We start from the raw sequence: 13,317 nt of genomic DNA, 5'->3' as shown, positions 1-13,317 counted from the left end.
ACCTTATTTAACGTATTTAGTATTAAAAATGTCCCAAAAACTATGAGGAAAACCAAAAATTGCAAGCATTGTTATCAATTATTTGAGCCGAGAAGAAGTAATCATATTTATTGCACTACGAGTTGCAAAACAAAAGCGAGCTATAAGAGAAATGATTATAAATATGTTTCAGGACACTATCAAAAAGAAGAAACAGCGTCAAAAGCTGAAGGTTTGAGCCTACCAGCAAAAACTGATATTATAGATTCAATAAAAATCTTAGAAACTAAGATTGAAAGTATTAAAAACGCACCAAAGATTGATGTAAATTCTATTTCAAATACGGCTATAGGTTCAGCTACAGCAGATGCAGCAATTTTTGCAGCAAAGAAATTATTTGCACCAAATTCACTACCTGCTACAAAAGAAGATATTACTACTTTAAAGAATGAGTTAAATCAACTAAAAAGAATGATTCAGGATATCAACTTAAATAAGTTACTTTTATTTTGAAATTAGACAATTATTCAACTTATATCTCATGACATTTCTTACTTTTATGTAACCGCATCATTGGTGTTTGAATTTATGACATTTACCAAACAGAAGTATTAAAAACATATTTGTAAAATAAGACACGGCTATAGTCGAAAGTGCTTGTAAAATATTCATAAAGTAGTTTTACAACATTACGATTCAAGAAGATATCAAGAATTCTAAGTAGGAGGAGCGTCAAGCCAAGTTTTTGGACGAATAGATTGTTAATGTTTTGGGTTTATATACGTTATTAAACTAAAGTTGAATCAAAAACAACGAAGTACTTGCTATTTTTTATAAAATTGACTAAACTTCATTAATGAAAAATGACGGTAAAAATTTTGAAAAATTAACTAAAAAATTCTTCTCTTTTCTTTTCAATAAATTAGGATATATTGTTCACAAAGAGCGTATCCAATTTAATGGAACACAAGATGGTTTTGATGTTCAAATAGCTATTGGTAAAGATTATAAAGAACGTATTTTTTATATAGAGTGTAAAGATTACTCAAAGGATGTGAATTTTGCTAGTATAGTTACGAAATCATATGAGCTTTTAACTAATTATAAATTGAGTAAGAACGACATGGCGCTATTCGTTAGTCCCAAATCGGATTTTAAAAATAGTAAGAATGCAGAAAAATCAGAACCAACATTAAATGGAATTTTTCCTTTCAATATAAGACTATTAGAGAAATCAAATGGGATTAAAAACTTGTTTGCTTTAAACAAAGACATCTACAAGGAAATTTACAAACAAGAGCTTAGTTTTGAAATAAATGAGGAAGAGGAAATTGAAAAGTTTAAAAGTATTATTTTTTCGAGAGGAAAATTTAGGAAAATCATAGTTAATGCAGAGGATAAAGAAAAATTTATACCTAATGCTAAAAAATGTACAAATTACATTCCACGGAATTTAATAAAAGAAAGAAAAACTAAACCATCTCATAGATATTTATTTCACGAAGACGATGATGCAGAAAGCCTAATTACTATTGTAAAAGATAATATTTCAAATCCAGAAAATGATGGATTAGCTTTATTGGGTAATCCAGGATTGGGAAAATCTGTCGAATTAGCTGAATTGGCATTGTACTTTTGGGAAAATAGGGAAGAAACTAGTATCATCCCTTTTTACAGAGTAATAAACAGTTTTACCGTTGATAGTAAAATAAGCGATTTTCTTCCAAAAGACTGGGATAAAATACCAAACTTATTAATTATTTTGGATGGCTTGGACGAAATATCCTATATAAACGAGTTTAAGGCTAAACTTCAAAATTTTATTTCTAATAACAAAGATGAATTACAGAATATTTATTTTGTACTTAGTTGTAGAACCAACATTTATGAAAATATTGTAAAAGGGATACCAAAATTTGAATGCTTTTTTCTTGCTGGTATAAGCTATCAAAGCGCAATAAGTCATTTACAGTCAGTATTCAAATTTCCTCGTAAAGTAATATTAGGTTTATATGTTAATGAAGACCAAAAAGAGTTTTTAGAAAACCCTTTTTATTTAAACCTTTTCGGGGAATACTATTCAGAAAATTCAAGCTTACCGAAAAACAAAACAGACTTAATTGAAAAATACGTTGACAAAAGGTTAGAGGAAGACAGAATTAGAAAATTTCAAAATAAAGAGTATGATAAGTCTATCATACTTTCTGCATGTAAAAAAACTGCATTAACTATAGAGGCAATGCAGTCAAGAGTAATTGAAGATTCCGAACTAACAATGCTAATTCCAAATCATAAAGCAGAACTAATCAATTCTTGTTTTATTGAAAAAGTTTACAACTCAGATAAGTGGCAATTCGAACATAAAAACCTTCAAGAATTTTTTGTTGCCAAGGCATTATTAAAACTTCCATTTGAAGAAATCATAAGTTTTATAAGTCTTAACTCTGAAAACAAAAAAACTCATCCTTCATGGCTAAATTCTATAACCTACTTAATTAATTCTTTAGATTCAACCGATGAAACTTATATAAAATTGATTGATTGGCTCAAAAAGAATGATTCTGAGGTATTGTTCAAGTCTGATTCTGACCGAATATCTATAGAGATAAGATCAGATGTTTTTCAAGAATATTTTATCGAGAGATGTAAAAATAATACTTTATGGATAAGGACTAATGATAATGAAACGAGAAAGATTGCCGAGTTCGGAGACAACAATAAAAATATTGACTTCTTAATCTCAGAAATAAATAATAAAGCAAATCATAGGAGAACAAGAATTTCGGCTTTTGACTTATTAACTTATATGAATTTATATGAAAGAGAAAAAGAGATAAAAGCAATGTTCTTAAAATTTTTAGATGATAATAACAAAGATTTTGATTTAGATGCTAAATCAGATTTGTTAAGACTTTTGAAGCGATTAAGTTATCATTTAGATGAAGAGTTTTTTACAGAGCTTCTATCTCACATAGAAGAAAACGATTATCATAGAACTTTTACTTCTATATTGGAATGCTTTCAAAAAGACCTATTTACTAATGAAAAATCCATAGATCCTAATAACCATATCGATTATATTAAGAATGTAGCCAAAGTAATAAGTGGTGATAAAGAGCGAAAACACGAAAAAGATAGAAACATCGCTTCTAACGAAAGACAAAATTTAAAGAATGTACTTTTACAATTTCATGATATTGACGACTTATTATTTGCATTAGATTTTCTTTTAATAAGAAAGGACAATTATCATCTAAACGATAGTGAGATTATAAATTTAGTTAAAAGGCTTTCTTTAATGTATTCTGAAGATGAAAAAGTCTTTGATAAAGTTGTGAATTTTATTTTTATCGGTATTGAAAAAAGAAAATATCTTTTTGAGTTTGAAAAACGATTTTGTGAGTTTTTTAAAATCACAAATACCCGACACAAAGGCTTTTTGAAATTCTATGAATTACGAGAAAAAATTGGTGTACGATTTATGTCTTATATAGCCACAGATAAGTGTATTAGATTTTTGACACAAGAGTATAAAAATAATAACATTAAAGACAAAACTGTTCTTCACTTTAGAAATAATCTAAGTTATGAAGATTTAGAATTAAGTTTAGAATTTCAAAGAATTATACTGGAAGAAACAAGTTACGATTTTGAAGGCGATATTCTAGAAGAAGCAGAAAGAACTGAATGGCAAGAGTTCAATGAGGTTAAAGAGAGTTTAAGTTTTGATTTGCTATTTGATAAAAATAAAATTAAAGGTGTCTTAAAGACTCTTTTTAAAAACTTTGGTGCGGATAGGGTAAATTGGGAGTTAGTGGATGATTTTAGAAAGAAATATTGGAAAAATCTTGAACTACAGAAGTCTATCCCTCAGTCCGCTATTAACATTGTTCATGATGCGCTGCACCTTTCTGAATTCAAACACGTTACTTTCGATGATGTTTTTAAATTAGTCAATAGCGAATTATACCTTATAAATAAAATTAAAGAAGTAATACATTCTAAACGTAAAAACAGACTAAGTCAAGGTACAAGACAGGGAACTAAGATTACAAGGAAACAATATGATTTTATAAATAATTGGTGCCAAAAAGCCATTAAGTCCGTAAAGCTTAAATCAGAATCTATAGTAAATAAAGAAGAATGCGGTCTGATTTGGTATTTTAGAAATTTACTCAACTTAGAGTATCCTGAAGAAATCCTTTTGGAATTATTAGAAGTTGATGGTATAATGAATTTTAATGAACAGCATCACGGTATTGACTATATCAGTAAACTAGTGGATAAGTCTAAAGTTGATAATAGAATTGTTAAAAATATAGAAAAAGGATTTAACATTGAACAAATAAGAAAAAACCACTTCATTTATGCGATAGATAACCGTCTAAAAATCGTTTATCCTATCATAGAAGATTACTTATTAGACAATAATCGAAACCATTATTTCAGAAAAGAAATTTTAAAGAAATATTGCCAAAGTAACCTTTCATTAGATTTACTAAAAAGAATTGCAGATAACACAATGCAGAAAGAAGTTCAAGATGATATTATTTGGATAGTTTTAGATATCCTTATTGAAAATAACGAAAGTGGTTTTGTTATAGATAAAATACTGCATTACTATGACGCAGATGAAAAACGTTTTAAAGAGTTAATTAGCATTAAATATCTTATTAAAGCAAATTACGAAAAGGCATTTCTGTACTTCAATAATTGGATTAAAGAACAAAAAGTTTATACAAAAAAAACTAAAAATAGTCTACGTACTGAGGATTTTCCAAAGCATACTAACCAAAAATCAATCCCTTACATAATTGAGTTAATTAATACTTACTACGACAACAATGAGTTTAAATTTGATGAGTATAGCAACCCTATTAGATTTATAGTTGAATCAATTACTGCAATAGCCCAGAATAATTCACTTGAAGTCTGCAAACTACTAATTAAAGAGTTAGAGAGATGTAGAGAGTCACTTAACAAAATTGAAAATGATTTGTATTATATCAATCAAACTTTACTAGATTTAAAAGATATAAAAATAAAGGTTGAATCTAAACCAATGACGTTTCATTCAATTGCAAGAAAAATTAATGAATGTCAATACTATTTTGCATAGAGATAAGTAACATAATTAACTATTATAATTGAATTGCTATTATAGCAACATTTATAATTGTTATCTGTTTTTATAGTAAAATGGAATAAATAATTTTAAATCAAACATGGGAAAAGGAAATTGACCAAATGGTGTATGCATTGTATGGCTTAAGCGATGCGGAGATTGCTATTGTAGAGGGTAGTGTTAAGCACTAAACTTGTGTTAAACAAAATTAATAGTTGTTAAAATTTTGTAACTTCGTAATCCGTATGAAACAAGTATTCCATAAAATAATGTCTTTAGCAATGGCATTTGTAGTGTTATTCTCTACAATGTCATTTACTATGAATATGCATTATTGTGGTGGTACTTTAGTTGAAACCGCTATTTTCCAAAAAGCTAAAGGTTGCGGTATGGAAATGGACAAACCTTCTACCGAAGGCTGTTCTATTGCCAAGAAAAATTGTTGCGATGATAAGCAATTAGCCATTGAAGGTCAAGACGAACTGCAACTAAAAGTTGACAAAATTACGTTTGAACAACAGGTATTCATTGCTTCATTTGTTTACACTTATATTAACCTTTTTGAGGGTTTAGAAAATAATGTGTATTCTTTCGAAGAATACAAACCACCACTCGTCGTCAGGCAAATCTTCAAGATTGATGAGACTTATTTAATTTGATTTTTAAACTTTAGACTGTTTTATCCTATGGCTTTATGCTATGTGGATAATTTGTTGTATTCGGTGTTTTGACAACGCCAATGTCTAACTGTTTAATAATCAAACTATATGCTTAATAAAGCAATCAAATTTCTTATAGAGAATAAACTCGTTGCAGTACTACTACTCGTTCTTTTTGTAGGATGGGGAACAGTAAATGCACCTTTCAATTGGGATACAGGATTTTTACCAAGTAACCCTGTTGCTGTAGATGCCATACCAGATATTGGAGAAAACCAACAAATTGTATTTACAAAGTGGGATGGTCGTTCACCACAAGATATTGAAGACCAAATTACCTATCCATTAACCACATCCTTGTTAGGTATTCCTGGAGTAAAAACCATTCGTAGTTCGTCTATGTTTGGCTTTTCAAGTATCTATATCATTTTTGAAGAAGACATAGAATTTTACTGGAGTAGAAGTCGTATTCTCGAAAAACTAAACTCATTACCAAGTGGTTTATTACCTGAAGGCGTTAATCCTGCTTTGGGTCCAGATGCCACAGGATTAGGACAAATATTTTGGTACACTTTAGAAGGTCGTGATGAAAACGGAAACGTAACTGGTGGCTGGGATTTACATGAGTTACGAAGCATACAAGACTATTATGTTAAATATGCGCTATCCTCTGCAAGTGGAGTATCAGAAGTTGCTTCTATTGGTGGTTATGTGCAAGAATACCAAGTCGATGTTAATCCAGAATTGATGCGTCAATATAATATTGGATTGCATCATATTGTAAAAGCAGTTAAGGAAGGTAATAAAGACATTGGTGCGCAAACCATTGAAATCAATAATGCTGAATATTTAGTGCGTGGTTTAGGTTATGTAAAATCCATTTCAGACATCGAAAATGCGGTTGTTACTTCCAAAGATTATACAGCAATACGAATTAAAGACATCGGAAAAGTATCATTAGGTCCAGCAACAAGACGTGGTTTATTAGATAAAGAAGGTGCAGAAGTTGTAGGTGCTGTTGTAGTAGCGCGTTATGGTGCAAACCCAATGGAAGTAATCAATAATGTAAAAGAGAAAATTAATGAATTAAGTGCAGGATTACCTTCAAAAGTATTAGCAGATGGTAGAACCTCACAAGTAACCATTGTACCATTTTACGATAGAACCGTATTAATTCAAGAAACATTAGGTACACTTAACGAGGCATTGACTTTAGAAATACTTATTACCATTTTGGTTATTATCATTATGGTATTTAATCTTCGAGCTTCAGTATTAATTTCTGGATTATTGCCTGTTGCGGTTTTAATGGTTTTTATAGCTATGAAGTTCTTTGGAGTAGATGCAAACATTGTCGCTTTATCAGGTATTGCAATTGCTATTGGAACAATGGTCGATGTTGGTGTTATACTTTCAGAAAACATTATAAGGCATTTAGATGAAGATGATGGAACACAATCTATTAATACAGTAGTTTATAATGCGACAGCAGAAGTTTCAGGTGCTATTGTAACCGCAGTAATGACAACCATCATCAGTTTCATTCCTGTATTTACAATGATTGGTGCAGAAGGAAAACTATTTAGACCGTTAGCATTTACTAAAACCTTTGCATTAACAGCTTCTATAATTGTAGCCTTGTTTTTAATTCCGCCATTTGCAGCATTTTTATTCAGAAAGAAAAGTATTAAAACCACTTTTAAATATGGTTTAAATGGTGTTTTAATAGCTTTAGGTATTGTAGCAATAGTCTATGGGTATTGGTTAGGATTGATTTTGATTGCTTTTGGAATTACAGCACTTCTCAATCTTCAAAATAAGATAACAGACAAACAAACTAACCTTATCAATATCATTATTTCAGCATCTACGATAGTATTCCTGTTAGCCGAATATTGGCGACCATTAGGCGTTGATAAAAGTATCTTCTGGAATCTCATTTTTGTAAGTGTTATATGCTTTGGTTTGTTAGGCATATTCTCACTATTCATCAAATATTACACACGTATTTTAAGGTGGTGTTTAGATCATAAATTATTGTTTTTATCTGTACCGACAGTTATTGTAATTGCAGGGTTTTTCATTATGAAGAACACAGGCAAAGAGTTTATGCCATCCTTAAATGAAGGCTCATTTCTATTAATGCCTACCTCAATGCCTCATTCTGGCGTAGAAGAAAACAAACGGGTTTTACAACAATTAGATATGGCAGTAGCCAGTATTCCAGAGATTGAAACGGTAGTTGGTAAGGCAGGAAGAACAGAATCAGCTTTGGACCCAGCACCACTATCAATGTACGAAAACATCATTCAGTATAAATCAGAATATATGCTGAATGCAGATGGAGAAAGGCAACGCTACAAAGTCAATGAGGATGGTTTGTTTGAATTAAAAGATGGTCGTTTTATTTCTAATCCAAATAATTCCAAAAATGTTACTTATGGCACAGTCAAAAGCTCTCAACTAATCGAAGATGACGATGGTGAATACTATCGCAATTGGCGACCAGAAATCGAATCACCAGACGATATTTGGAATGAAATTGTAAGAGTCACCAAATTACCAGGAGTTACGTCAGCACCAAAACTACAACCTATTGAAACCAGATTGGTAATGCTTCAAACAGGAATGCGAGCACCTATGGGAATTAAGGTGAAAGGTCAAGACTTAAAGCAAATTGAAGCGTTTGGAGTGCAATTAGAAAACATCATCAAGGAAGCTGAAGGTGTTAAAAAAGAAGCTGTCTTTGCAGACCGTATTGTTGGCAAACCGTATTTGTTGATTGATATTGATAGAGAGAAAATCGCACGATATGGCGTTTCAATACAAGATGTTCAAGATGTATTGAAAGTCGCAGTTGGTGGTATGGTTTTAACACAAACGGTTGAAGGTCGTGAGCGATATGGTGTTCGTGTGCGATACCCAAGAGAATTACGGGCAAATCCAACAGACTTACAACAGATTTATGTGCCAGTTGAAAAAGGCAGTCCTGTTCCATTAAGCGAATTAGCAACCATTCGTTACGAACAAGGGCCACAAGTCATTAAAAGTGAAGATACCTTTTTAGTAGGTTATGTACTGTTCGATAAATTAGATGGTTTTGCAGAAGTAAGCGTTGTTGAAAATGCACAAGCATTGATTCAGGAAAAGATAGATTCTGGTGAATTGATAGTTCCAAAAGGAATCAACTATGCATTCACAGGAACTTACGAAAATCAATTACGAGCAGAAAAAACCTTATCTGTTGTTGTGCCATTAGCATTGGCGATAATCTTTTTAATACTGTATTTCCAATTCCGTTCTGTGGCAACCTCATTAATGGTGTTTACAGGTATTGCAGTAGCGTTTGCTGGTGGATTCATAATGATATGGCTCTATGGCCAAGATTGGTTTTTAAACTTCAATTTCTTTGGCGAAAACCTTCGGGATTTATTCCAGATGCACCCAATTAATTTAAGTGTAGCGGTTTGGGTTGGTTTTATTGCGCTTTTTGGTATCGCAACAGATGATGGTGTGGTTATGGCAACGTATTTAACGCAAACTTTTGATAGAAATACACCAGAGAATAAAAAGGAAATTAGAGCGTCCATAGTAGAAGCAGGAGAAAAACGTATCAGACCTTGTTTAATGACTACAGCTACAACCATTTTAGCATTATTACCAGTATTAACCTCTACAGGACGAGGAAGCGATATTATGATTCCAATGGCAATACCAAGTTTTGGCGGAATGCTCATAGCCTTAATAACCCTATTTATAGTGCCAGTATTATATAGCTGGAAATCCGAAGTTCAACTTAAAAGAGCAACAAAATGAAACACATAAAAATCAATATAAAAACAGTCTTTGTTCTTTGCTCTTTATGCTTTGTGCTTTCTGCACAAAGTCAAGAGTTAGAAACACTTATTGATGTAGCATTAAATAACAGTCCAGAAATTCAAAAATTTGAGTTGCAATACAAAAGAGTTTCCGAAAAGGTAAACGAGGTCAATACAATTCCTAATACTGAATTTGGTGTAGGTTATTTTGTAAGCGAACCAGAAACGAGAACAGGAGCGCAACGATTTAAAGTATCTGCCAAACAAATGTTACCGTGGTTTGGGACAATTACATCAAGAGAAAATTATGTCAGTTCATTAGCTGATGCAAAATATGAAGACATTGTTATTGCAAAGCGAAAATTGATGGCTTCTGTATCACAATCCTATTATAATTTATACGCTAACAAAGCGAAACAAAGGGTGCTAACAGAAAACATTAAACTATTGGAAACCTATGAGACATTAGCACTAACATCTGTTGAGGTTGGTAAAGCATCTGCTGTAGATGTGTTGCGATTGCAAATGCGTCAAAACGAAATGCAACAACTAAAAGATGTTTTAAGTCAACAGTTTTTAGCAGAACAAACGAATCTTAATAATCTTTTGAATAGAGAAAATGATGTTGCTGTTACTGTGGTAGATAGTTTAATGATGCCTTCAGAAGACTTTGAAATCATTACTGAAAATTTAGCATTACATCCTGAATTGTTGAAGTATGATAAACTATATCAATCCATAGAACAATCAGAATTACTAAACCAAAAAGAAAGTAGTCCTATGATTGGTTTTGGCTTGGACTATATCAATGTTTCCGAAAGACCAGATATGAATTTCTCGGATAACGGAAAAGATATTGTGATGCCTATGGTTTCCGTGTCAATCCCAATTTTTAATAAAAAATATAAATCTCAAACCAAGCAAAATGAGTTAGAACAGCAAGAAATAACAGCTCAAAAACAAGAACGATTAAACACTTTGGAAACGCTTTTAAGCAAGGCGATTAATGAACGTATTTCTGCAAGAATAAGTTATGCTACGCAAACCAAGAACTTAAAACAAGCCAAAGATGCTGAAGAAATTTTAATCAAAAGCTATGAAACAGGAACGATTGATTTTAATGATGTTTTGGATATTCAGGAATTGCAATTAAAGTTTCAAATGAACCAAATAGAGTCTATTAAGGGCTACTATGTGCAAAGCACAATTATTAATTATTTAATTCAGTAAACTATGAAACACACATATCACATACACGGAATGACTTGCAACGGTTGTCGTACTCACGTAGAAGAAACACTTTCAAAAGTAAAAGGTGTTTCAAAAGCAACTGTTGATTTAGAAAAGGCAGAAGCAAACATCGAAATGGTATCACATATTCCTATAGAAACATTTCAAGAAGCCTTAAAAAATGATGGTGGGAGATACAGTATTCATAAACAAGGTGAACATCATCACCATTTAGAAGATAAAAAGGAAAACCAACCAAAAGCAAAAGGCACAGGTACATTTTATTGTCCTATGCATTGTGAAGGCGATAAAACGTATGATAAAGCAGGAGATTGTCCTGTTTGCGGAATGGATTTGGTTGAAGAACAAAATCTATCATCAGCTACAATAGAACAATGGACGTGTCCAATGCATCCAGAAATCGTAAAAGATGAAGCAGGTTCGTGCCCTATTTGCGGTATGGATTTAGTACCAATGCAACCAGATGTTTCAGCAGAAGAAAAGACCTATAAAAAATTATTGAAGAAGTTTTGGATATCAACTGCATTCACATTACCAATATTCTTAATGGCTATGAGCGAAATGCTCAATAACAATCCATTGTACGATATAATGGAACAGAAATATTGGAATTGGATTCAGTTTGCTTTATCCATTCCAGTTGTATTTTATGCGACTTGGATGTTTTTTGAGCGTGCTTATAGAAGCATAAAAACGTGGAATCTCAATATGTTCACACTCATTGGAATCGGTGCAGGTGTGGCTTGGTTATTTAGTGTGTTTGGGATGTTATTTCCAGATGTGTTTCCGGCACAGTTTAAAACTGAATCAGGTGCTGTACACGTCTATTTTGAAGCAGCAACGGTTATTCTAACCTTGGTGCTTTTAGGACAGTTGTTAGAAGCGCGAGCACATAGCAAAACCAATTCGGCAGTAAAAGAATTATTAAAGTTAGCACCTAATAAAGCCATAAAAATAATAGATGGTGAAGAAGTTGAAGTCAGTATAGATAAGATAGAATTAAATGATATTCTAAAAGTAAAACCAGGTGATAAAATTCCTGTGGACGGTGTAATAACTGAAGGCGAAACAACTATTGATGAATCTATGATTACGGGAGAACCTATTCCTGTAAACAAATCTCAAGATGATAAAGTAAGTAGCGGAACAATTAATGGGAATCAATCATTCTTGATGAAAGCGGATAAAGTAGGAAGTGATACGTTACTCTCACAAATCATTCATATGGTTAATGATGCCAGTAGAAGTCGCGCACCTATTCAAAATTTAGCAGATAAGGTATCAGGTTATTTTGTGCCAGTTGTAGTTCTTATTTCTATTATCACATTTATGGTTTGGGCAATTTGGGGGCCAGAACCTGCTTATGTGTATGCATTAGTCAATGCAATTGCAGTACTAATCATTGCGTGTCCTTGTGCTTTAGGTTTAGCAACACCAATGTCTGTGATGGTTGGAGTAGGTAAAGGTGCTCAAAATGGTGTATTGATAAAAAATGCCGAAGCTCTCGAAAAAATGGATAAGGTAAATACACTTATAGTTGATAAAACAGGAACTATTACAGAAGGGAAACCAACAGTAGAAACAGTTGGTGCTTTTAGTGATATTTTAAACGAAAAAGAGGTATTACAATACATCGTTTCATTAAATACCAATAGCAAACACCCATTAGCAGAAGCAACTGTTAAATATGGAAACGAGCATAATGCAGAAATAATAAAATCTAAAAATTTTAGTGCTGTCACAGGAAAAGGTGTTGAAGCTATAATAAATGATAAAAAAGTAGCATTAGGAAATCCTAAAATGATGGAATATGCCAAAGCAGACATTACTTCTATAATGAAAGACGAAGCTAAATCTTACCAAAAACAAGGTAAGACAGTTTCTTATTTGTCGATAGATAAAACCGTTGTTGGCTTTGTAGTTATTGGAGATAAAATAAAAGAAACAAGTGCCAAAGCAATTAAAACACTTCAAGATAAAGGCATTGATGTTATAATGCTTACAGGCGATAATCACGATACCGCACAAGCAGTAGCTTCAGAACTTAATTTGGCAGATTTCAAAGCCAGTATGCTACCAGAAGATAAACTCAAAGAAGTAGAGAAACTGCAAGAAAAAGGAAAAGTGGTTGCTATGGCAGGTGATGGTATTAATGATGCACCAGCATTGGCAAAAAGTGATGTAGGTATTGCAATGGGTACAGGAACGGATGTAGCTATAGAAAGTGCAATGATAACGTTAGTAAAAGGCGATTTACACGGAATAGTAAAGGCTAAAAATTTAAGTCATTCCGTAATGAAGAATATTAAGCAGAATTTATTTTTTGCACTTATTTATAACACATTAGGTGTGCCAGTTGCAGCAGGCGTATTATTCCCATTTTTTGGCATTTTATTATCGCCTATGATAGCTGCGTTAGCAATGAGTTTTAGCTCTGTTTCTGTAATAGTAAACGCATTAAGATTAAGAAATATTAAAATATAAT

The 13,317-nt window shown here is 32.1% G+C and carries 6 protein-coding genes; all 6 read left to right on the top strand.

What is annotated here, in order from left to right:
- Nucleotides 1-42: 42 nt before the first annotated feature.
- The gene (locus ACFFGA_RS10245) at nucleotides 43-492 is read left to right on the top strand and encodes a hypothetical protein (protein WP_386063417.1); all 450 of its coding nucleotides are present in this window, start codon (nucleotides 43-45) and stop codon (nucleotides 490-492) included.
- Between the two features lie 343 nt (nucleotides 493-835).
- Nucleotides 836-5,098: an NACHT domain-containing protein gene (locus ACFFGA_RS10240; protein ID WP_386063414.1), complete on the top strand. Its 4,263-nt coding sequence runs from the start codon at nucleotides 836-838 to the stop codon at nucleotides 5,096-5,098.
- A gap of 251 nt (nucleotides 5,099-5,349) precedes the next feature.
- On the top strand, nucleotides 5,350-5,763 hold the full coding sequence (locus ACFFGA_RS10235) for an HYC_CC_PP family protein (protein WP_386063411.1): 414 nt from the start codon (nucleotides 5,350-5,352) through the stop codon (nucleotides 5,761-5,763).
- A 108-nt stretch (nucleotides 5,764-5,871) separates the two neighbouring features.
- Nucleotides 5,872-9,579 carry an efflux RND transporter permease subunit gene (locus ACFFGA_RS10230; protein ID WP_386063408.1) on the top strand — a complete coding sequence of 1,236 codons (3,708 nt, stop codon included), beginning with the start codon at nucleotides 5,872-5,874 and terminating at the stop codon, nucleotides 9,577-9,579.
- Complete coding sequence (locus ACFFGA_RS10225) at nucleotides 9,576-10,811, top strand: TolC family protein (RefSeq protein WP_386063405.1); 1,236 nt, start codon at nucleotides 9,576-9,578, stop codon at nucleotides 10,809-10,811. Before ACFFGA_RS10230 ends, ACFFGA_RS10225 begins: the two co-directional genes overlap by 4 nt.
- A 3-nt stretch (nucleotides 10,812-10,814) precedes the next feature.
- Nucleotides 10,815-13,316, top strand: a complete 2,502-nt coding sequence (locus ACFFGA_RS10220) for a heavy metal translocating P-type ATPase (RefSeq protein WP_386063403.1) — start codon at nucleotides 10,815-10,817, stop codon at nucleotides 13,314-13,316.
- Nucleotide 13,317: the final 1 nt, after the last annotated feature.

This window comes from Winogradskyella pulchriflava (genome assembly GCF_042434315.1).
In the GTDB taxonomy this organism is placed as follows: Bacteria; Bacteroidota; Bacteroidia; order Flavobacteriales; family Flavobacteriaceae; genus Winogradskyella; species Winogradskyella pulchriflava.
This window is presented reverse-complemented; position numbering and strand designations above follow the sequence as displayed.

Bases quoted from the DNA above. Each gene is read 5' to 3' on its own strand.
- ACFFGA_RS10245 (WP_386063417.1), top strand. From the start codon at position 43: ATGAGGAAAACCAAAAATTGCAAGCATTGTTATCAATTATTTGAGCCG.
- ACFFGA_RS10240 (WP_386063414.1), top strand. From the start codon at position 836: ATGAAAAATGACGGTAAAAATTTTGAAAAATTAACTAAAAAATTCTTC.
- ACFFGA_RS10235 (WP_386063411.1), top strand. From the start codon at position 5,350: ATGAAACAAGTATTCCATAAAATAATGTCTTTAGCAATGGCATTTGTA.
- ACFFGA_RS10230 (WP_386063408.1), top strand. From the start codon at position 5,872: ATGCTTAATAAAGCAATCAAATTTCTTATAGAGAATAAACTCGTTGCA.
- ACFFGA_RS10225 (WP_386063405.1), top strand. From the start codon at position 9,576: ATGAAACACATAAAAATCAATATAAAAACAGTCTTTGTTCTTTGCTCT.
- ACFFGA_RS10220 (WP_386063403.1), top strand. From the start codon at position 10,815: ATGAAACACACATATCACATACACGGAATGACTTGCAACGGTTGTCGT.